Raw genomic sequence first — 21,950 nt, forward strand, 5'->3', positions numbered from 1 at the left:
GCCGCCCTACCCCGCGCGCCGCGTGGCCAGCAGCGCGCGCAGCCGGGCCGGCGCGACCGGCTTGGTCAGCAGCGGGATGCCGTCGCGCTGCAGGCGCCGCAGCGTGTCGGGCGTGGTGGCGCCGGAGACCAGCACGGCCAGCGCCTGCGGCGCCAGGCGGCGGGCCTGGGCGATGACGGCCAGGCCGTCTTCGGCGTCGCGCAGCTGCAGGTCGCACAGGACGATGTCGTAGGCGGCGCCGTTGCGGTCGAGCTGGTCGACTGCGATTTCGGCGCTGGCGGCGCGGTCCACCTTGCAGCCCCAATTGCCCAGCAGCGAAGCGGTGCCGTCCAGGATCGCCTCGTTGTCGTCCACCACCAGGCAGCACAGCGGCTTGATCGGGGGCGGCGTTTCGCCGGCGTTCACGGGCGTGGCCGACAGGTCCGTCTGCGGCAGCTCGAACGAGAAGGTGCTGCCGCGGCCGGGTTCGGAGCGCAGCCGGATCTCGGTGTCGAGCAGCTGCGCGATGCGCGAACAGATCGACAGGCCCAGGCCGAAGCCCTTGCGCCGGTCGCGGCCCGGATTGCCCACCTGGTAGAACTCGTCGAAGATGCGCGCCTGGTGGACCCTGGCGATGCCGGTGCCGTTGTCGCGCACCTCGATGCGGACGCGGCCGCCGGCCGTGCGCCGCGCGGTGACCAGCACGGTGCCGCCTTCGGCGTTGCGCACCGCGTTGTGGACCAGGTTGCCGATCACGCGCAGCGTCAGCGCGGGGTCGGTGACGACGGCCTGCCGGCGGTCGCGCCACAGCAGGCGCACGCCGCGCTCGCGGGCGTGGGCGCCGTGCACCGTGTCGAGCTGGCCGAACAGCGTGCTCAGCGCGACTGGCGCCAGCGACGGCTTGAGGACGCGCGCGTCCAGGCGCGAGATGTCGAGCAGGTCGTCGAGCAGCGTGCTCATGACCTGGGTGCTTTCGTGCAGGCGTTCGAGCGCGGGCTGCTGGTCGGGCGTGGCGCCGGGCAGCAGGCTGTCGATGAACAGGCCCATGGCGTGCAGCGGCTGGCGCAGGTCGTGGCTGGCGGCGGCCAGGAAGCGGGTGCGGGCCAGCGTGGCCTGTTCGGCCTGGTAGGTGCGCGCCACCGCTTCGGCGGTGGCTTCGCGGATGCGGCGTTCGCGCTGCTGCACGTCGGTCTGCAGGCGCTCGGCCAGGCGGTCGATGTCGCTGGCCAGCGAGGCGATCTCGTGGCGGCCGCAGGGACCGCAGCGGGCGTCGAGCCGGCCTCCATGCAGCGCCGCCACGGTCGACGAAATGCGGCGCAGCGGGCGCAGCACCGCGCGCGCCACGTGGCGGCCCGACAGCCAGGCCAGCGCCAGGGCCAGCAGGGCGATGCCGGCGCCGGCCGTGAGCGAGATGGTGCGCTCGCGGCGCAGCGCCGAGGCGTCCAGGAACACCCGCACCGAACCGATCGTGCGGTACTGCGGCTCGGCGCCGGGCGCGCGCGCGAAGTCGCTGGGCCAGTCGCCGCTGCGCACCGCCACCGGCGCGAAGAAGGCGCGCGCCTGGCGCAGCTCGGCGGCCGGCACGCCGGCGTCCACCTGCAGTTCGCCGGCGTTGCCGATCTCCACCCGCGAGGCCACGTGCGCGGCCACGGTGCTTTCGGCGATGTGGCGCAGCGTGGGCAGGTCGCCCGCGTACAGCGGCAGGCCGCCGGCGATCGCCACCTGGCGCGCCACGGCGTGGCCCTCGGTGCGGAAGGCGGTTTCCAGCGTGTCGAGCTGGGTGCGGGTGAACCATGCGGTCAGCGCCACGGCGGCCAGCGCGCAGGGCAGCACGCCGAGCCAGATCAGGTCGCGGCCCAGGCTGCCGGCGCGGCGGCCAGAGGCAGCCGCCACGCCGGCCGATGCCGATTCCGTGGCGCTCACCGCGGCGCCGCCGCGAGCGTCGCGGCGAGTCGTTCGTTGTCGGGCAATGGCTTGAGCCCGAGCGCCTGCGCCACGTGCGGATTGGTGCGCACGGCCACGCGCTGCGGATACTCCACCATGACCTGGCCGGGCGCCGCATGGCCCAGCCGGCGGCCCAGCGCGTAGGCCTGTTCGGCCAGGGCGTCGGGGCGGGCCACCACGGCGGCCAGCGCGCCGGCGCGCACCATCGCCTCGCTGTTGGCGAATACCGGGCGGCGGGCGGTGGCGGCGGCTTCCAGCACGGCCAGGCTGGCGGCGGCGGTGGTGCCGACGGTGTCGGGCAGCACCAGCAGCGCGTCGCTGTCGGGCAGCACCGCGCGGATCGCGCTGCCCAGCGTGAGCGGGTCGGAGGCGTCGGCCGCCGAGAATTTCCAGCCCGGGGTGCGGCGCAGTTCCTGCAACAGCGGTTCGGCCGCATGGGTGGCCACCACGCCCACGCGGCGCTGGCCGGGCAGGACGGCGGCGATCAGGGCCAGTTGCTGGGCCATGGGCGGGTCGCGCAACAGCACGCCGATGGCGCGGTCGCCGCGCGCCATGGCCGGCAGGGCGCGCAGCGATTCGAATTCGAGGCGGCCGAGCAGCGCCAGCAGGACCGGCTCGCCGCCGGACCGCTCGAGCACGCTGCGGGCGGCCTGGGCGCCCACGGCCACCAGCACGCCGGGCGCGGCGGATGACGCGCGCGGCGGGAGCAGCGGCGGCGGCGCAGACGACGAGAGCGGCTGCGAAGACGACGGGAGCGCCGGGGGCGAGGATGACGACGGCGAAGAGGGCGGGATCGACAGCGGCGATGGCGGCGACATCGACGGTGGCGGTGCCGGCCGCAGCGAACGCGTGCGCCCGCCCGCGGCGAACGCGGGGTCCACCGTATCGTCCTGCGCATCCGCCACCGCGGCAGGCCCGCGCGGCGCGCCGCCGGCCTGCACGACCGACAGCGCGACGTCGGCGCCCGCGCGCCGGTGCGCCGCCTGCATCTGCGCCACGAACTCGGAGTAGTCGGCAGCGTCGTCGCCCAGCACCAGCGTCAGGTCGGCCGCGCCCGCACAGCCCGTTCCGATCGCCATGCACGCGGCGCCCAGCCAGCGCATGGCGCCCGCCAATGTGATCATCATTCTTCGATCGGCCTCCGCGCGAACCGGAGGCCATGCTCTCGCTTGGGGGGCCGGCGGCCCGATGCCACAATCTACGGAACGGCGCGGCGCCGCGCGATACCGCGTTAGGCGTATTGCCGCGGGATATGCCTGACGGCCTATCGAAAACCGGCGCCGGCTGCGCGACACTGCAAGCCCGGTATCCGATCATCGAGGATGGATCGACCATGCACCAGGGATTCTCGCGTCACCGCCATGCGCTGCGATTCGGCGGCGCGCTGTTCGCGGCCTGGCTGCCGCTGGCCGCGCTGGCCGCCGACTTCGGCGACAAGACGCCGTCGGTGGTGGATTTCATCGACCAGCTCAAGGGCGACGACGCCTCGGTCAACGATGGCGTGCACACCCGCGGCTTCAACCTGCGCCCCGGCGCGGCCTCGCAGGCCACGGCGGTGCCGCCCGGCGCAAGCGTGCCGGCCGAAGCGCCGCCCGCCAATGTCCCGGCCGCGCCGGCCGCCGCGCCGTCGGTTTCGATACAGGTGAAATTCGACTTCGGTTCGGACCGCGTTGCCGGCGCCTCGCGCCAGGCGGTGGAAAACCTGGCCACCGCGCTGCAATCCGACGCGCTGCGCGACCGCAGCTTCCTGATCGTCGGCCACACCGACGCCGTCGGCTCGGCCGAATACAACCAGCATCTGTCGGAACGGCGGGCGGCGGCGGTCAAATCCTTCCTCGTCCAGCAGGGCGTGGAACCGTCGCGCCTGAAGACGGCGGGACGCGGCTTCAGCCAGTTGCTCGATCCGGCCAATCCGAACTCGGCGGCCAACCGGCGGGTGGAAGTCATCGCGCAGCGCGGCTGACGGGCCGGGATCGGCGCCCGGCGGGCCGGCCTGCGCGCGCCGCGGTCAGGCCACCGAGCCCGCCGCCGGCGAGCGATCGCGCGCCTTGGCCATGCGCACCGCCATCGCGATGGTCTGCCGCAGGATGGCCGGGGCGACCGGCTTGTGCAGCACCGGGATCTTGGCGGCGGCGATCTCGCGCAGGCGGTCGGGCTTGGTTTCGCCGGTGACCAGCAGCTTGGCCAGGGGGCGGCCGCGCAGGTCGGGATGGGTTTCCAGTTCGCGCACGATGTCGATGCCGCTTTCGCCGTCGCGCAAGAGCAGGTCGGTGATGATCATGTCGGGCGGCCGCGTCCAGCGCCGCGCCAGCGCCTGCACCTGGGCGCGGTTCTCGGCCACGGCGACTTCGGCGCCCCAGCCTTGCAGGACCAGCGACAGGCCTTCCAGGATGCTGGGCTCATCGTCGATCACCAGGAAAGACAGGCCCTTGAAATCCATGGGCAGCAGCGCGGCCGGCGGCGGGGCGGCCTCGATCGGCGCGGCGCGGCGGGCCAGCAGCTTGATCACGGTGCCGCGGCCCGGGCGCGAGCGCAGCGCCAGCGGCATGCCCAGCAGTTCGCACAGCCGGCGCACCGTGGCCAGGCCCAGGCCGAGCCCGCGCGCGCCGCGGGCGCTGGGCGCGTCGACCTGGTAGAACTCTTCGAATACTTTCTGCTGGTGCTCTTCGGCGATGCCGACGCCGGTGTCCCATACCTCGATCCGCACGTGGTCGCCGCCGGCGCGCCGCACGCCCAGCAGCACCCCGCCCTGCGCGGTATGGCGCAGGGAATTGCTGAGCAGGTTGTTCAGGATGCGTGACAGCATCACGTAATCGCTGTCGATCCAGACGTCGGCCTTGCGCACCACCAGGCGCAGGTTCTGCTGTTCGGCCACCGGCCGGAAATTGCGGCTGATCTCGTCGAACAGGCGGTCGAGCGGGAAGGCGGTGCGCTGCGGCTTCATCGCGCCGGCATCGATCTGCGACAGGTTCAGCAGTTCGGAGAACAGCCGGTCGAGCGAGTCGACGCATTCCTGGATCGATTCGATGCGGGCGATGCGCCGCGGATCGGTTTCGTCCGAGCGCAGGGCGTCGGTGAACAAGGTGAGCGCATGCAGCGGCTGGCGCAGGTCGTGGCTGGCGGCCGCCAGCAGCCGGGTCTTGCCCTGGTTGGCGGCTTCGAGCTGGTGGTTCTTCAGCGCCAGTTCCTGCGTGGCCCGCTCGATCTGGGTCTGCATCGTCTTGCGGTTGTCGGCCAGCGCATGGGCGGCGACGTTGAAGCCGCGCTGCAGGCGGCCGATCTCGGCCGTGGCGTCGACGTCCACCCGCACCTCCACGCCCTCGCCCAGCTTGTCGACCGCCTCGGCCAGCCGGCGCACCGGGCGGCTGATGCCGCGCGCGGCCCACCAGCCGGCCAGGCCCACGCCCAGCACGCTGGCGCCGAGCAGGCCGAATACCGTGGCCCACAGGCTGCGCCGCGCGGCTTCGATCGAATCGAGCTCGAATTCGACCATGACCTCGCCGGCAGGCGGACGGCCGTCTTCGCCGTCGATCGGCTCCAGCACTTCCAGGCCGGGCGGGTCGCCGGGCTTGGTCCAGTGGCCGGCCTGGGCGACGATTTCGCCGTCGTCGGAACGGATCTGCACCTGCCGCACCCCGGGCTGCTCGTTGCCGCTGCGGGCGGCGTACAGCAACGCCCGGCGGTCCATGCGGGCCAGCGGCGTGCGCGACACGGTGGCCACCTGGCGCGCCACGGCGCGGGCGTTGTTGCGGGTCAGCTCGGTGAGTTCGGTCAGGTGATGGCGCGCCAGAACGCCCATCACGGCCAGCGTGGCGACGAAGGCGGGCACCAGGCACAGCAGCACGAGGCGTACGGCCAGCGGCATGCGCGACAGCCAGCGCCGCTTGCGGCCGGGCGCCGCCGCGGCCGGCGGGAAATCGTTCGCGCGTTGGTGAATGGTCATGGAAAGGCGATTCTGTGCGTACACCGGCGCCGGCACAAGCCGCGCCGCTGGAATTTGTTGCCAAATTCCACCTGCGCAAGCGTTTGTGAGATGCGATGATCGCAACCCATCGACGATGTCGGCGTAGCGCAACGACAATGCACCGAATCACTCCGGGAAATGGCCGGAGCCGGGCCTGGCGGCGGATCCGCAGCGGCCTGCTGGCCATGTTGTGTCTGCTGCTGTGCGCGCGGCCCGGCGCCGCGCCGGCCGCCGGGCCGACCCTGAGCTTCGGCGTGCTGCCGCTGGGCGGCGCGCTGGAATCGCGCGAAGACTGGAAGCCGCTGCTCGACGATATGGGCCGGGCCATCGGCCTGCAGGTGGTTGCGCTGTCGGTCACCTCCTATGAAGGCTTGCTCCTGGCGATGCAGGAAAACCGCGTCGACCTGGCTTTCGTTTCGGGCAAGCTGGCGGTCGACGCCGTGCTCGAGAATGGCATGAAAGTGCTGGCCCAGGTAACTCGGCCGGATGGCCTACCCGGATACCGCTCGGTGCTGCTGGCGCGCCGCGGCGGGCCGGTCGCTTCGCTGGAAGACGTGCTGGCCAGGCCGGGGCGCTGGAGCCTGGCGCACGGCGAGACGCAATCGATGTCGGGCTATGTGATCCCGCAGCTGCAGCTGTTCACGCCGCGCAACATCCAGATCGAAACCCATTTCCGCAGCGAGACCATCGACGGCCACCAGGGCGCGGCGCTGGCGGTGGCCAACGGCGAGGTCGACGTCGCCACCAACAATACGGCCGACCTCGAACGCTTCGCGCGCCGCTTCCCGGCCGAGTATGCGCGGCTGCGGATCCTGTGGGAGTCGGACCTGATCCCGCACGGCGCGATCGTGATGCGCATCGGCCATTCGCAGGAGCTGATGGACAAGGTGCGGGCCTTCCTGCGCGACTACGGCCGCGGCAGCGGGCCGGCGGCGCAGGCGCAGCGCGCCGTGCTGGCGCGGCTGCACGGCCTGGCGGGTTTCCTGGTGGCCGACGATCGCGCCATGCTGCCTGTGCTGCAGCTGGAGTACCAGTTGGCGCGGCGCCAGGCGATGACGGGGCAATGGGTGTCGGAGGCGGCGCGCCAGGCGCGGCTGGCCCGGCTGCAGGCGGAGTACGAGGCACAGCGGCAGCGGCTGCAGAAGTAGCGCCTGGCGCGGGTCATATCCCCTAGGTGGTATGGCGCCGCGCGGCCTTGGCGTCCACACTCGGGGCATCGTCGTATCCCGATGGAGGCGCGCCATGCCCATGCGCATCGGTTCCGCCGCGCGGCGTCGCGCCGGGCGGCCTTCTTTCCGGCCGGCGCGGACGGCGGTCGTTTCGATCGCGGCCGTGCTGGCCGCCTGCGCGGCCATGCCCGCCGATGGCGAGGACGGCGTGCCGGCCGCGGCGGCTTCCCCTGACGACAACCTCGGGCCGCCCTTCTCCACCCGTTACGCGCGCTTCCAGCCCGTGCCGTTCTCGGCGCTGCCGGGCTGGAACGGCGATTCGATGCGCGAGAGCATCGGCGCGTTCCGCCAGAGCTGCCTGGCGCTGGGCAAGAAGCCGGTCTGGCAGGCGCTGTGCGCAGGCGCGGTGCGGCTGCCGGCAGGCAGCGATGCGGCGATCCGCGTCTTCTTCGAGCAGAATTTCTATGCCTACGCCATGCTCAATCCCGACATGACGGACCAGGGCATCATCACCGGCTACTACGAACCGCTGCTGGAAGGCAGCCGCACCCGCAGCGCGCGCTATCCCTATCCGGTGCATGCGGTGCCGGCGGACCTGTTGTTCATCGACGCCCGCACGGCGGCGGCCGGCGCGTCGCAATGGCTGCGGCCGGATGGCCGGCTGCTGGTGGCGGCGCCGGCCGGCACGCCCGGGGCGCGCCCGTACGAGATCGCGCTGGACGGCCTGGCGGCGGGCGTGCGCGACAAGCGCTACCGGGTCCGCATCGACGGCGGGCGCATCGTGCCTTACTGGACCCGCCAGCAAATCGAACGGCGCCGGCTCGACGCGCGGACGCTGGCGTGGGTCGGCGATCCTTACGCGCTGTATTCGATGCAGATCCAGGGCTCGGGCAAGATCCGCCTGCCCGACGGCGAGATCGTGCGCGTGGCCTACGCCGAGCAGAATGGCCATCCCTTCCTGCCGCAGTCTTCCGGCAGCGACGTGGCGCTGGCCGGGACGGCGATCAAGACGCGCGGGCTGCATTCGGACGGCGACGGCCCGGCGCTGCCCGGCATCAGGACACGCGGCCTGGGCGCCAGCCGGGCCGTGAGCCAGGATCCGGAAGTGGCGCGCATCATCGCGGTGCTGTCGGGCAGCGCGCCGGCGCCTGCGGCGTCTACAGCACCTGCGGCATCTGCGACTCCGGCGACTCCGGCGACTCCGGCAGCGCCGGCAACGCCGGCGGCATCGGCAATTCCGGCGACACCGGCGCACCCCAGGCCGGGCCAGGCTGGCGGCGCCCCATCGGTGGACGCCATCATTGCGGCGCTGTCCGGTTCACCGCAGCAGGCGCCGTCCACTACTGGCACGGCGCCTCGCAACCAGACGGCCGGGCGGCCCGATACGGTCCCGGCGGCGCCTCCCGCGGCTGCGCTTTCCGCCACCTCGCCCCTTGCTGCGCCCCCCGCCGCGACACCTCCTGCGGCCGCGGCGAACGCGCCCGACGCCACGCCGGACTTCGGCAGCACGGGCGCCGTGACCGGCATTCCGGACCCGAGCTATGTGTTCTTCCGCGCCATTCCCGACAATCCGCAGGGCCCGCTCGGCGCGCTGGGCGTGCCGCTGACCGCGGGCCGTTCGATCGCCGTCGATCCGCGCACCACGCCGCTCGGCTACCCGGTGTTCGTGGCCACCGGCGAAGACGACGACGCCGGCGCGCAGATCAATCGGCTGATGTTCGCGCAGGACACCGGCGGCGCGATCCGCGGTTCGGTGCGGGCGGACTATTTCTGGGGCTTCGGGCCGCATGCCGGCAACCGCGCGGCCAGCATGAAGGAAACCGGGCGCATGTGGCTGCTGCTGCCGCGCGGCCTGGATGTCCCGGCCGCGACGGCGTCGATCCGCACGCGTGGCGCCGCAGGCGCCGCGCTGCCCGACTGCGTGGTGCCCGATCCGGACAACTGCGTGGAGCAGTGACGCGCAAGGCCCGATGACGGCCTTGCGCAGCCCCGAAGCGGCCTGGCGCAGTCCCATCGAAGCGGCCCCGCGCAGCGCCCCCGGAGCGGCCTGGCGCCGCATCCCGCAGCGGCCGCCTGGAGCGGCCCCGCATCAGAAATTCGAGCAGGCGTTGGTCCGGTCCGTCGACACGCAGTTGGTGAGATTCGGCCGCGTGCGCACGCGCGACCATTCTCGCGACAACACGTCGCCGACCTGGTCGATGCGGTCGCCTTCCAGCGGCCCGGTGGCATAGCACATCGCCACCGGCGCGATGTTGCGGTCGTAGGTATAGGTAGTGGGCAATTCGCGCTGGATGTCGACGGTAGGGATCGTGTAGCTGCCGACGGTCAGCACGCCCGGCACCACGTTGATCGCATAGCCTTCGGCCGATACGAACGGCGTGGTGGCGACGACGGCATAGCGGCCGGCGGGACTGGTGGCGGTGGCGTCGGTGCCGACCACGCCGCTGATGCCGGCGCCGGAGTCGCCCTCCGGCAGCCCGGACACGGTGTAGCCGAGCGCCGGGTTGGGCAGCCCTGCCGCGCGGCTCGCGCTGTCCAGCGTAATGGTGACCACCGGCTGCTCGCGGTAGATGAAATGATCGTCGCCGTCGCTGACCGAGGCGCTGCCATAGGAACGGTTGTACAGGTTCGGCATCGGCCCCGAGCCGGCCAGGCCGCCGCGGTTTTCGCCGCGCCAGGTATCGGCCCACACGCGCCAGGCGCCGGCCGTGTCGATCGGCGCGCCGTTGGGGTTCTGGAACAGGGCGGCCGCGACCAGGTCGGCGGTCTGGCCGCCGATCGGGCCGTCCAGCGTCAGGTCGCCGGCCAGCGTGCGCATGAGCGTCGCGGCCGACGAGGCGCCGGCCACGGTGACCGGGACCACGGCGCCCGCGCTGCCCGCCGAGTCGGCCGCGACGGTGCCGATGGTCAGCGCGTCGCTATTGACGTAGGCCAGCGATCCGGCGGCCTGGCCGGCAACGGTGCCGACCACGTTGCCGTCCTGCTGCACGTCGACGCTGCCGGCGGTCGAGCGCAGCAGCAGGCGGTTCGCCGTGAGCGTGCCGGCCGACTGCACCACGTCGCCGCTGGCCAGCAGCGCGATGCCGTCGGCCTGCAAGGGCGCGGCCAGCGTGATGGCGCCGGCGTCGGCCTGCAGCGTCATGCCGCCGCCGGCGCTGCTGGCCGACACCACGTCGATGGGACCGGATACGGTATGGACGATGACCGTGCCGCCGGCGGCGACGCCGGCAGGGCCGGACGCGGCCAGCGCGACGATGCTGGCCAGGGCACTGGCCGGCGCGGCGGCCGCGCCGATCGACAGCGGGCCGGTGCCGTCGTAGCGGAAGTCGCCCTGGGCGCTGCCGTTGAGGGTATCTACCTGATTGGCGGTCGACGACAGCGCGACGCTGCCGATGGCCGAATCGGCGGCCAGCGACGACGCCGTAATGCCCTCGCTGCCGCCCTGCGCGATGTCGCCATCGGCCTGCAGCGTGACACTGTCGGCCTGCACGCCGCGCGACAGCATGAGCGCGCCGGCATCGGCCTGCAGCGTCACGCCGGACTGGCCGGTCACCGCCTGGTCCACCGACAGGTTGCCGCTGCTCGCCTGCACGGTCACGCCGCCGGCCTGCACGCCGTTGGCCGTATCGGAGACGGTTCCGCGCGGCGAGCCCGAGGCATCGAACACTTCCGCGCTGACCGCGCCGATCGACAGGTCGCCAGCGCCGGCGTAGTGGAAGTCGCCTTGCGCCGTGCCGGCGATCGTGCCGACGTCGTTGCCGTCGGCGGCGAGCGTCACGTCGCCGCTGCCGGCGCGGGCCAGCAGCGAGGTCGCGGCGATGCCGCCGCCGCTTTGCGTGACGTTGCCGCCGGCCAGCAGCGCGACGGTGCCGGCCTGCACGGCGGCGCCGATGTCCAGGTCGCCGGCCTCGGCTTGCAGGCCGAGAGAAGTGGTGCCGGAGGCGGCGGCCTCGACGCCGAGGTCGCCGCTGCGGGCGACGACCTGCGTGGCATCGCCCGCCACGCCGGTGCCAGAGGCGGTTTGCAGCGCGCCCGTTGCCGACTGGCTGTCGGCGGTGACCGCGCCGATCGTCAGCGCGTCGGCGTCGATGTATTGGAAGGCGCCGGCCGCATCGCCGGCCAGCGTACCGGCGGCGTTGTTCATGCCGGTCAAGGTCACATTGGCGCCGGTCGAACGGGCCAGCAGATTGTCGGCCGTGATGCCGGCTTCGATACCCTGCGACACGTCGCCCGCCGCCAGCAGCGCCACGTTGGCGGCCTGCACATTCCGCGACAGCGTCAGCGAACCGGCATCGGCCTGCAGCGTGACGCCGGTCTGGCCGGTCACGTCCTGGTCCACCGACAGATTGCCGTTCACGGTCTGCACGATCACGCGGTCGGCCTGCACGCCGTCGGCCGACAGCGTGGCGAAGGACACCGACGGCGCCAGCGACAGGTCCAGCAGCTCGGCGCTGACGGTGTCGACCGACAGGTCGCCGATGCCGGCATAACGGAAATCCCCTACCGCCGAGCCTGCCAGCGTGCCGACCTGGTTATTCAGCGAGGTCAGCGCCACGCTGCCGGTGTCCGAGAGGGCCAGCAGCGACGCCGCCGTGATGCCGCCGGGGACGCTCTGCACGATGTCGCCCTGGGCCAGCAGCGCCACGGAGCCGCCTTGCAGCGACGCGTTCAGGTTCAGGTTTCCGCCCTGCGCCTGCAGGCCGAGCTCGTTCGTGCCCGAGGTCAGGGCGGCCACGATGAGATCGCCGGCCCGGGCCAGGATCTGGGTCGAGGGCGCCGCCACGCCGCCGGCCATGACCAGCTGCAGCGCGCCGGTCGCGGAATGGCCATCGGCGGTGATCATGCCGAGCGTGAGCCCGTCGGCGTCGGCGTACTGGAAGGCGCCGCCCGCGCCGCCGGCCAGCGTGCCGACGGCGTTGGCCGCGTCCAGCAGGACGACGTCGCCGCTGACGGAGCGCGCCAGCAGATTGCCGGCGGCGACGGCGGCGCCGTCGAGTTGCGACACGTCGCGGTCCGCCAGCAACGCCACCGTGGCGGCCTGCACGCCCTGCTGCAGAATCAGCGCGCCGCCGCCGGCCTGCAGCGTGGCGCCTGTCTGGCCGGTCACGGTCTGCGCCACGGTCAGGTCGCCGGAGACGGTCTGCGCCACGACGCGGCGAGCGCCGATGCCGATGCCGCTGCGCGCCTGCTCCGCGTCGGCCACGGCGGCGTAGCCGGCCGCCTGGGTGCTGCCGATGGACAGGTTGCCGCTGCCGGCATAGCGGAAATCGCCGGCCGCGCCGCCGGCCACCACTTCGGCGCCGTTGGTGACCGACGTCAAGGTCACGTTGCCACTGGCCGACCTCGCCAGCAGATTGCTCGCCAGGATGCTGCCGGAGATCTGGTTGACGTCCAGGTCGGCCAGCAGCCCGAGGCGCGATGTATTGATATTGCCGCCGATGGCGATCGCGCCGCCCCCGCCTTCGGCCTGCAAGGTCAGGGGCGTTTCCATCTCCACCGGGCCGAGGACGCGGATGAGGCCGGACTGGATGTCGCTGCCCACCACCACGCCGGCCGAGACCAGATTGGCCATGTCCGCGCCCGACAGCGAGAAGCCGGCGCCGGCGGCGCCCAGCCAGATTTCGGTATTGGGATGCTCGACCACGTTGCCATCGTCGTCGACGCCGCCCGGCCGCAGGTTGATCACCGTGTTCGAGCGTACGCCTTCGCCGATGACGATGGCGTTGGTGCCGCCGCCGTTGTCGGCGCGCAGCACGAGGGCCTGCTCGCCGCCGTCGATGGCGTAGCCCAGGCCGGCGGTGCCGCCCTGCAGGTCGATGCCGGCCCCGCTGGCCGATTGGCCGGTCACGAATACGCGGCCGGTTTCCACCACCAGCGATGCGTCTTCCATCACCACGCCGGCGCTGCCTTCGGTATCCTGCGCACGGCCGCGCACGTCGATCGTGCCATCCACCGAACGCAAGATGCTGCCGTTGATCGCCACGCCATCGTCGCCGCCGCTCGACGTGCTTTGGCTCAGGCCGGTGACGGCGATGTCGCCGCTGGTGGTCTCGATGCGGGTGCTGGGGGTGCTGTCCACGGTGCCGCTCAGCCGCACGCCGCCGCCATAGGTGCCGGTCACGTCGCCTGCCGTGCCGAACAGCGTCACCTTGCCGGTGGAAGACTGGATCACCGTGTCGGTGGCCTGGATGCCGACGGTCGAGATGCCGGCGCCGCGCATCGTCACGCTGCCGCCGGCGCGCATGTCGTCCTGGCCGACGCGGGTGTCGATGACGACGTTATCCAGGTAGATCGGCGACAGCTTCTGCGAACTGGCCATGCCCGCCGCGCGGTCGCTCTGGCCGTACAGCATCAGCTCGCCGCCATTGGTGGTGATGATCGCGTTTTGCAGCAGGACGCCGCCATCGAGCGGCTGCGTGCCGTCGGCATTGCTGTTGAAGTAGACGTTCAGCGCGCCGGCCGTCGAATCTATCGAGAAGCTGCGGGCCTCGATGCTGGTGTGCGCGTTGAAGCTCAGTTCGAGCGGCGAAGTGCCGGCGCTGCGCAGGATCGACACGCCCGACTGGATGGTGATCTGGCCATCGTCGTCGGCGCCGCCGGTGCCGGTGTAGAGGATGACGTTGGTGCCCGAATCGAGCGCGGCGTTGATGTCGCCGTCCTGGATCCGGGCGTCGGACAGCGTGTAGAAGCCGGCGTCGTAGAAGCCGCCGGCGTAGCTGCCGCTGGCGTCGCCGTGCACGACGTCGATGTTGTGCGGGTCGATGACCCAGGTGCCCGCCATGCCGCCGGCGCCGGTCGAGGCGTCGGCGCGGAAGCCGCTCACGTCGAAGGCCGCGCCGAACAGCTCGATCTGGCCGCCGGAACCGTTGCCGTTGCCACGCGCCGAGGCCCGGCCGTAACCGAAGAGAGTGTCGTCGCCGGCCAGCGTAATGCGGCCTCCGTTGCCGCCGTCCGCCGTGGCGTCGGCATGCGCATAGACGTCCTGGTCGAACACCGCCACGCTCGTGCCTGACAGCAGAATGCTGCCGCCGGAAGCGCCGTCGGCCGCCAGTTCGACGCCGCCCCATACGCCGATGTTGTGGGCATTCATTACGATGCGGCCACCGTCGCGGCCGGTGGCGCCCACGTCGAACAGCAGGCCGCCGGCGCTGCCGCCGAGCACGATGTCGCCGTCCCCGGCGTCGATATGGATGACGCCGCCCTCGGCGGCCAGGCGCGTCGGGCCGTCGAGGGTGACGGACGGCGGCAGGTAGATGTAGCCGCCGGCGAACGCGTCGCTGAGGAAGTCGGCGCCGGAGATGCCGGCGATGCCGACGCCGCGCGAGCCTTCCTCCTCCCATTCGCCCTCGCCCATGACCAATCCAGCGCTGCCGGCCGTGCCGGTGATGGTCAACGTCCTGTTCGGACCGGCCTCGATGCGGGAGGCGACCAGGTCGACGCCATCGATCGCCGGTATGCCGCTGCTGGACTGGTCGCGGAACGCCTCGGAAGCCGTCATCGCGCTGAGGTCGGAGCCGGTGCCCTGGATCAGCACGTCGCCGGCGGCTCGCACGTCGGTGGCCGCGATCCAGACGCCGGGCAGGATGTCGGAGTTGATCAGGTAGTTGGTGTCGTATCCGGTCGCATCGGTCGAGGTACCCACGATCCGGATGTCGCCCGCCGAGCTCAGCGCCGGCAGCGTCGGCACGTCGGCGGCATAGTCCAGACCCACCGCCACGCCGGCCACGCCCAGCCCGCCCTGGCCTTCCAGCGTCAGGCCGCCGGTGCCGGCCGACAGCGTGGACGACCGCAGGTCGATGCCGACGCTGCCGCTCCAGCTGAGCGTGCTGCCGTCGAAAAAGTCCAGCCGGCTGGTGCCGCTGCCGCGCATCATGATCGCGCCGCCGCCCGCGCAGCCGGCATCGCAGGCCGAGACCGTGCTCCCCCTGATCTGGATGCCTTCGTAATACTCGTACACCGAATGGCTCTCGTCGAGATCCCAGACCGCCACCCCGCCGGTGGCGCTGCCCTTGTCCGGGTCGCCCTGGCCGTAGAAGCGGATGTTGCCGCCGTTGCTGGCGATCGTGGCGCCGTCGAGCACGATGGCGCCGCCGTATTCGGCGACATCGCTGCGGCCCATCGTGTCGCCGCGCATGTCGGTATCGAAGTCGACGTTGAGCGCGCCGGCCGTCGATTCGATGCGGGAACCGTTCGCCATCATGATGTGGCGCGACGAATCGACCGTCAGCGTGGCGGCGCCGCCGCCATCCTTTAGCACGCTCGAGCCGTCCATGAAGATCACGCCGCCGCTGAGCCCGTAGTCGTCCGCCGCCGTGCTGGTGCTGAAGAGATTGACATCGGTATTGCGGCTGAGCGCTGCGCCGATCGCGTCGTCCTGCACGACACTGACGGTACCCGAATCGACGTAGTGGGTTTCCGGGTTGGACGGCAGTTGCGCGTCGCCGACCTCCACGGCCAGTTCCGAGGCGATGCGCCAGAGCCCATTGGCCCCGCCGCCGGCGCCGGCCGCGGAAACGTCGGCGCCGGCGACTCGCAACTGCGAGGCCGACAGCGCCACCAGGCCGCCATCGCCCTGCCCGGCCGCGTTGGCCGACAGCGCGCCGCCCAGGTACAGCAGGCCGCGGTCGACGACGTCGTTATAGGAACCGGCAGGCGCGCTGCCGCCGTCGAGCACGATCTGTCCGCCGTTGCCGCGGACGGTGGCGTCGGCATGGATCGCCGCGCCGGCCTCCACGCCCACGCCCGAAACCCCGCCTTCGGGCAGCTCGTCCGGGCTGGCAGTGGCCCTCAGCGTCACGGTACCGCCGCCCGCCTCGCCGCTGGCGTCGATGACGGCGCCCTCCTGGAGCAGCACGGTGCCGGCCGTGGCCGTCACGCTGCCGCCTGTGGCGCCCGCCTCGCCGCTGGTGGCGTCGATCTTGCCGGTCACGTCGATCTCGTTGCCGGCCGCGCCCAGGACCACCTCGCCATTGTGTACCGACAGCGACCGCGCGCGCACCGTGCCCGCCAGGTTGACCACCTGCTGCGCGACCTGGCTGGAGTCGGCGATGACGGCGACCCGGCCGCCGTCGGCCTGCGCCAGCGCCGCCGCGCCCTGCGTGATCGAGGCCGAACTCGCTTTGGCATCAGGGTCCAGCCGGAAGGTCGTCAGGCCGTCGCCCTCGAAATCCAGCGTGACCTTGCGCGCCGACACCAGGCCGACCACGCCGCCGTCGGCCTGGATCAGGTTCTGGTTGTCGACCACCGCGGCCATCAGCGCGATGGTGCCGCCGGCCGACGTGAGCCGGCCCTGGTTGACGATCGAGTTCAGGTTGGCGTCGTCGCGCTCGAACACGAAACGGCCGGCCTTGAAATCGTCGTCGGTAATGTTCAGCGTGGTGGCCACCAGGCCGCCGGTGCTCACCTGCGAACCGCTGCCGAACAGCACGCCGGCCGGATTGACCAGGAACACGCGGCCGTTGGCGGTGAGCGTGCCGGCGATTTCCGACAGCTCGCCGCCCGTCACGCGGTTCAGCATGATGGCGCTGGCGCCGGGCTGGCTGATGTCGACGCGGTGGCCGGCGGCGATGGAGAAGGTGTTCCACTGCACGATGGCGCGCTGTTCGGCCTGCGTGAGCGACATGGCGTTGCCGCTGACGCTGCTGGTCACGCCGCCCATGATCGGGTTGAAGCCGTCGGGCAGCGGCGGCTGCGCGGCCGCCGAGCCGCCCATCACCGCCAGCGCCACGGCCAGCGGACGCATGGGCCAGCCGCGGCGGCGGGCGGTTCGATGGATGGCTCGCGGCTGCGGGCGGAAAGTCGGTACGGTCATGGCATTCTCCCGGCCGCCGTGCGGAGACGGCGCCCGTTTCAAAACACTTTCTGCATTTGCACGAAGATGCGCGGCTTGCGGTCGCCGCCGTCGGTGACCGGCGCCGGGCTGTTGTTGCGCCAGGCCAGCGATACGTTGACCGAGAAATTGCCCGGCCTGGACCACACCGCGCCGACGCCGTAGCCCTGCATGCTGCGGGTGTTGTCGCCGTCGGTCGGCAGCGGCGAGTGCGCCAGCTTGCCGCGGCCGGCGTCGTAGAACAGGTAGGGCGTCAGATCCTCGGTGGCGGCCCAGCGCCATTCGATGGTGCCGATCACGCCGTCGTCCATCAGCATTTCGCTGGAGGGGTAGGCGCGCACCGCACGCGCGCCGCCCAGCGCCAGCTTTTCGGAAGCGTCGAGGTTGCGGCTGGCGAACTGGCCGCCCACCGACACGTACAGCGTGTGGCGCGCGGCGATCGCCTGCAGCCGCGAGAACTGCCAGGTCAGCTTGGTGAAGCCGCCTTCGGTGTGATAGCCGAGCGCGCCCTGGTCGAGCGCGCGCGTCAGGTCGTCCTGGATATCCAGGCGGCCACGGTACAGCGTGCCGGTGCTGGCCCAGTAGCCGCCGCCCAGCAGGCTGTCGCGCAGTTCCCAGCTCCAGCCCAGGCCCAGGCCGCGCACGCGCTTGTCGGCGGTGTAGGCATAGGCGTCGAGGTCGTCCTTCAGGTCTTTCTGATCGAGGCCGGCGCGCAGGAACAGGTTCTGGTTGCGCTGGCGGATCAGAGGGTAGTTGAGCGAGGCGTCGAACACGGTGGCGCGGCCCTGCGCGCCGAGCGCGGCCAGCGGCCCGGACAGCTCATAGCGCACGCGCGACACGCCCAGGCCCAGCCGCAGCCCGTCCTGGCCCAGCGGCGCCTCGTACGACGCGCGGCCGTAGTTCAGCGCATTGCCGTCGGACACCATCGCGCGCAGGTCGAGGTTGTCGCCGATGCCCAGCGGGCTGTTGACCCGCATCGTGCCGCCGACCCGCACGCGGCCGGATTCGCGGGTGCCGTGGTTGTCGCCGTCGATCGCGAAGGACACGCGCGGCGCGGCGGTCACGTCGACCACCAGGTCGGAGGTGCCGGGCGCGACGCCTTCTTCCAGCCCCGAGGCCACCTTGATGCCGGGCTGGTCCGACAGCAGCAGCATGGCCCGCTCGTAGCGCGCGGCGTTGACCGCCTCGCCCGGCCGCAGGGCCGCCAGGAAGCCGCGCACCCGCGCCTCCGTAATCGGCGCATCGTCGGCCACGTTGACTTCGACCTTGCCCAGGCGGCCTTCGACCACGCTGATCTCGACCGCGCCGTCGCGCACCGTCTGCACCGGCACCAGGGCCTGGGCCAGGAAGTAGCCGCGGCTGCGGTACAGCCCGGTCACCTGCTGGGCCAGTTGCTCCAGGTCGCCCAGCGTGACGTCGCGGCCGACGTAGGCGGCGGCCAGCGCATCCAGTTCCGCCGGATCGACCGCGGTCGCGCCGCTGAACCTGACCGCTTGCAGCCGGAAGCTGCCGGCCGGCTTGGGCGTGGTCGATTGCGGCAGCTGCTGGCTCGGCGCCTGCGCCACCGCGGGCGGCGCACCGCAGCAGCCGCCCGCGTCCGGCATCACCGGAAACGGTTCGGCCCCGCGCAGCGACGGCACCGACTGGGTAGCATCGCGCGGCGGCACCGCCCGCAGCGCGTCCTGCGCAGCCGCCGGCGCCAGCATGGCCGCCAGCGCGGCCCCTGCCGCAAGCGCCGCGACGTCGCGCCGCAGCGCCGTCTTGCGCATGGCCGCGCCGATGCGCGGCCGATAGCTTGTTGTTGCCACGATCATCCTAATTGCTCCATGGCGTTCGCCGCCCCCCTCTCCACATGACCCCGCACCGCAGCCTCCTCCAGGATGCGGCGGATCCGGCTCCGCCGGTCCGCCCGCATCGCCCCTTGAGGGGCGCGCGAAGCGCGTAGGGGTGGACTTTCCCCCCGGGCGCGCGAAGCGCGTAGGGGTGGGTCTTCCCTGGCGCGCGAAGCGCGTAGGGGTGGGCCTCATTCATCCCCTACTTGCAAGCGCCAATTGCCTATCAGGTTGAACGGTGCCCAGAAGAAGGGATGCGCCATCCTGGCCTGCCTGAGCACGGCCAGCTGGCCGGCCTGCATCGCGCGCTGCACGTCGGCGCCACGCGAGAGTTCGGCGTACAGCGTGCGCATCAGCAGTTCGGCCGCGTCGTCCGACACCGGCCACAGCGAGGCGATCAGCGTGGAGGTGCCGGCCGCCAGGAAGGAACGCGTGAAGCCCAGCACTTCGTCGCCTTGCGCGATGCGGCCCAGGCCCGATTCGCAGGCCGACAGCGTGACCAGCGCGGTGCGGCGCATGTCCAGCCCCAGCACCTCGCGCGCTTCCAGGAAGCTCTGGCGGCCGTCTTCGTTGGCCAGCAGGATCTTGGAATACAGCGGGTCGACCAGGTCGGCCTGCGCATGCGCGGCCACGTGCATCACCGGCGCCTGCGCCACCGCTTCGCGGAACTGGGTCTTGGTGGCCTGCACGCCGGTGTACACCGTGTGCTGCGGGAACAGTTGCGACACCTCCTGCACTTCGCGCGCCGCGCCCGGCAGCTCGTACTCGTCGCCCACGCGCGGATTGCCGAACGCGATCAGGTCGGCCGGCGCGCGCGGCGTATGCTGGGCCAGTTGCGCGGCGATGCTGATCGACGGCGAGACCGAGATCGGGTGGTCTTCGATCAGGTAACGGCCATCGAGCCGCAGCGCCTGGAACGGCAGATAGTGCAGCGCGCCATGCGGCACCACGATCAGCCGCTGGCCCGCGGCCAGGCCGAGCGGCGCGGCCAGCACCTTGCCGAGCCGGTCGGCGGCGGCCACCGCGCCGCGCTTGCCGTTGACGATCAGGTCGCGGAAGCCGTCCACCACCTTGGCCAGGTCGTCGCGCCCGATCGGGATCGACACCGGCCTCAATTGGTCCGGGCCCACCACCCAGGCCTGCAGGCGGTCGGGCAGCGAATGGAATTCGATCACGCGTTCGTCGGGCGCCAGCATGCGCTGCAGCGCCTGCACGCCAAGCACGGCGGTGGCCTCGGGCGGCACGTCGCCGCGCCCGCGCACCGCATCGAGCAGCGCGCGGCTGCGGCTGCGCTCGCTGATCTCGAACGCCGTGGCGTCGTCGCCGACGTCGCTGTAGAGCTCGACCGCGCGCTCGAACACCGTCTGCACGTCGGAGAACAGGCCCATCTTGAACTCGTCGCTGCGGAAGCGCGCCCGCACCGAATCGACGTCGTCCAGCGCGCGGCCCAGCGCGGCGGCGGCGGCGCGCTTGTCGCCCAGCGCCTGTTCGGCGCGCGACAGGCCTTCCCAGGCCCACATCTGGTAATAGCCGCTGTCGGTGCCGGTCTTGCCGGTGGTCAGGCGGCGGTAGAGTTCGGCCGCGGCCTGCGGCTGGTTTTCGGCCAGCAGCAGGCGCGCCTGGGTGCGCCGGTATTGCGCCAGCAGCGCGGGCTCGGTGGGCGGCGGCATCGCTTCCAGCAGCTGGCGCGCGCGCGCCGCGTCGCCCGATTCGATCAGCGCGTTGACCAGCGAGGCCTGTACCAGCGGCGCGTAGTTCTTGGAGCTGGCCTTGAGCGCGTCGTCGTAGTGGCGCACCGCCTCGGCGTAGTTGCCGCGCCGCATGGCCACGTCGCCCAGTACCTTGTTGACCGGGCCGGCGACTTTTTCAGGTTCCTTGGCGGGGTATTTGAGCGCGTCGCGGGCGAAGCTCTCTGCCTTGTCGAGCTGGCCGGAGTAGCCGTACACGATGGCCAGGTCGCGGTTGGCCAGCGCGCGCAGGTTCGGATCGTCGGTGGCCTCGGCCACGTGCATGGCCTTGCTGGCGGCGCGCACGCTTTCGCGGAACTCGCCCTGCTCGGCCAGCGACACCGCCTGGCTGCAGTACTGGTAGCCGTTGAGCTTGACCGCGTCGCTGGCATACAGGATGGCGCCGTCCTGGGTCAGCGCCAGCAGCGTGTCGGCGTCGGCCAGGCGGGACTGCGCCGCCTGCGCGGCCGCGTCGCTGGCATCCGATTCCTGCGCCCATGCCGGCGCCGCCGTCCAGGCCGCGCACAGCGCGGCGGCCGCCAGCGCTGCGCGCCGGCAGCGTGAAACTTTCGCCCAATGCATCGTCGCTCCCCATCGCCGTCCGCGGGATGCGACGGCGGCGCATCCGGCCGGCGGGTGCGCCGCCCGCCGCGGACATGGGCACAGAGTCTAGGGAGCCAGGCGGGGCATGCCTATATTCAATAGGGCATAGGCCGCCGGGAAGGCATAGGGCTAAAGAGGTAAATCGCTCAATCCGGACGTATCACGGCGGCGCGTATCGTGCGGTGCGCGGCTTCGGCCAGGGCGTGGCGGCTGGCGGCTTCCGGCGCCTCGGGGGCGGTGGCCAGCGGCGGCGCGTAGTCCACCTCGACCTCGACCCGGCCGTCGCCCAGCACCCGCCAGGCATTGCCCAGCAGCGATTCGTCGCCGGTGTAGGCGGCAAAGCCGCTGCGGCGCCCCGCGTGCAAGTAGCGCAGCGCCACCGGCTGCACCGCCACGCCCGTGCGCAGCGCCGCCTCGAACAGGCCGGCGTGGAAGGGCAGCAGGTCGAGCCCGTCGGAGGTGGTGCCCTCGGGAAACAGCCCCACCAGCTGGCCGCGGTCGAAGCGCTCCTGCATCGCCAGGCTGACCTGGTGCACCGCGCGGCGGTTGCCGCGTTCGATGAAAATGGTACCGACCGCGGCGATCATCCAGCCCAGCACCGGCCAGTCGCGCAGCTCGCGCTTGCCCACGAACAGCGTGGCGCGCACGCTGGCCAGCACGTAGATGTCGAGCCAGGACACGTGATTGGCGACCACCAGCGCGGCGCCGGCGGGCGGCGGGCTGCCGCGCACCCGCACGCGCACGCCGCACAGGCGCAGCAGCCAGCGCGACCACCAGCGGTTCAGGCGATCCTGGGTAGCCACGGCGGACCATTTGTAATAAAGCGCCAGCAGCACGATGCCGAACAGCACCCACAGCGCCACGGCGATGAACCGGACGATGAAACGCAGCAGATGCAACACG

Annotated in this window: 10 protein-coding genes; 3 read left to right on the forward strand and 7 right to left on the reverse strand. The window is 72.2% G+C overall.

Annotated features, from left to right (window positions below; genetic code table 11):
- Positions 1-6: 6 nt before the first annotated feature.
- Positions 7-1,902: an ATP-binding protein gene (locus ABD927_RS22205; RefSeq protein ID WP_345252071.1), complete on the reverse strand. Its 1,896-nt coding sequence runs from the start codon at positions 1,900-1,902 to the stop codon at positions 7-9.
- Positions 1,899-3,050 carry an ABC transporter substrate-binding protein gene (locus tag ABD927_RS22210; RefSeq protein ID WP_345252072.1) on the reverse strand — a complete coding sequence of 384 codons (1,152 nt, stop codon included), beginning with the start codon at positions 3,048-3,050 and terminating at the stop codon, positions 1,899-1,901. The genes ABD927_RS22205 and ABD927_RS22210 overlap by 4 nt, the downstream gene beginning before the upstream one ends.
- A gap of 206 nt (positions 3,051-3,256) precedes the next feature.
- On the opposite strand from ABD927_RS22210, the gene ABD927_RS22215 reads away from it, so the two are divergent.
- Positions 3,257-3,886: an OmpA family protein gene (locus ABD927_RS22215; protein WP_345252073.1), complete on the forward strand. Its 630-nt coding sequence runs from the start codon at positions 3,257-3,259 to the stop codon at positions 3,884-3,886.
- A gap of 45 nt (positions 3,887-3,931) precedes the next feature.
- Here the strand turns inward: ABD927_RS22215 and ABD927_RS22220 are convergent, their stop codons facing one another.
- Positions 3,932-5,866 (reverse strand): ATP-binding response regulator, encoded by a 1,935-nt coding sequence (locus tag ABD927_RS22220; protein ID WP_345252074.1) that lies wholly within the window; start codon positions 5,864-5,866, stop codon positions 3,932-3,934.
- Between the two features lie 137 nt (positions 5,867-6,003).
- Here ABD927_RS22220 and phnD point away from each other — a divergent pair, with 137 nt between their 5' ends.
- Together phnD and ABD927_RS22230 are read left to right on the forward strand one after the other, a co-directional pair.
- Positions 6,004-7,035 (forward strand): phosphate/phosphite/phosphonate ABC transporter substrate-binding protein, encoded by a 1,032-nt coding sequence (phnD, locus tag ABD927_RS22225; protein ID WP_345252075.1) that lies wholly within the window; start codon positions 6,004-6,006, stop codon positions 7,033-7,035.
- Between the two features lie 94 nt (positions 7,036-7,129).
- Complete coding sequence (locus ABD927_RS22230; protein ID WP_345252076.1) at positions 7,130-9,013, forward strand: MltA domain-containing protein; 1,884 nt, start codon at positions 7,130-7,132, stop codon at positions 9,011-9,013.
- Between the two features lie 132 nt (positions 9,014-9,145).
- Here ABD927_RS22230 and ABD927_RS22235 read toward each other — a convergent pair whose 3' ends face one another.
- From ABD927_RS22235 to ABD927_RS22250, 4 genes are all read right to left on the reverse strand, one after another.
- Positions 9,146-16,867 (reverse strand): two-partner secretion domain-containing protein, encoded by a 7,722-nt coding sequence (locus tag ABD927_RS22235; RefSeq protein WP_345252077.1) that lies wholly within the window; start codon positions 16,865-16,867, stop codon positions 9,146-9,148.
- Positions 16,868-16,905: 38 nt separating this feature from the next.
- Positions 16,906-18,693, reverse strand: coding sequence for a ShlB/FhaC/HecB family hemolysin secretion/activation protein (locus ABD927_RS22240; protein ID WP_345252078.1), 1,788 nt, complete (start codon positions 18,691-18,693; stop codon positions 16,906-16,908).
- Positions 18,694-18,908: 215 nt separating this feature from the next.
- Positions 18,909-21,026 (reverse strand): CHAT domain-containing protein, encoded by a 2,118-nt coding sequence (locus ABD927_RS22245; protein WP_345252079.1) that lies wholly within the window; start codon positions 21,024-21,026, stop codon positions 18,909-18,911.
- Between the two features lie 167 nt (positions 21,027-21,193).
- Entirely contained in the window at positions 21,194-21,946 is a 753-nt protein-coding gene (locus ABD927_RS22250; RefSeq protein WP_425570340.1) for a lysophospholipid acyltransferase family protein, read from the reverse strand.
- Positions 21,947-21,950: the final 4 nt, after the last annotated feature.

This window comes from Pigmentiphaga soli (assembly GCF_039541095.1).
GTDB classification, from domain to species: Bacteria; Pseudomonadota; Gammaproteobacteria; order Burkholderiales; family Burkholderiaceae_B; genus Pigmentiphaga; species Pigmentiphaga soli.

What these genes read in the sequence shown, in the direction of transcription:
- phnD (WP_345252075.1), top strand. Translation starts at nt 6,004, where the DNA reads ATGCACCGAATCACTCCGGGAAATGGCCGGAGCCGGGCCTGGCGGCGG.
- ABD927_RS22245 (WP_345252079.1), bottom strand. Translation starts at nt 21,026, where the DNA reads ATGCATTGGGCGAAAGTTTCACGCTGCCGGCGCGCAGCGCTGGCGGCC.
- ABD927_RS22230 (WP_345252076.1), top strand. Translation starts at nt 7,130, where the DNA reads ATGCCCATGCGCATCGGTTCCGCCGCGCGGCGTCGCGCCGGGCGGCCT.
- ABD927_RS22235 (WP_345252077.1), bottom strand. Translation starts at nt 16,867, where the DNA reads ATGACCGTACCGACTTTCCGCCCGCAGCCGCGAGCCATCCATCGAACC.
- ABD927_RS22220 (WP_345252074.1), bottom strand. Translation starts at nt 5,866, where the DNA reads ATGACCATTCACCAACGCGCGAACGATTTCCCGCCGGCCGCGGCGGCG.
- ABD927_RS22210 (WP_345252072.1), bottom strand. Translation starts at nt 3,050, where the DNA reads ATGATGATCACATTGGCGGGCGCCATGCGCTGGCTGGGCGCCGCGTGC.
- ABD927_RS22215 (WP_345252073.1), top strand. Translation starts at nt 3,257, where the DNA reads ATGCACCAGGGATTCTCGCGTCACCGCCATGCGCTGCGATTCGGCGGC.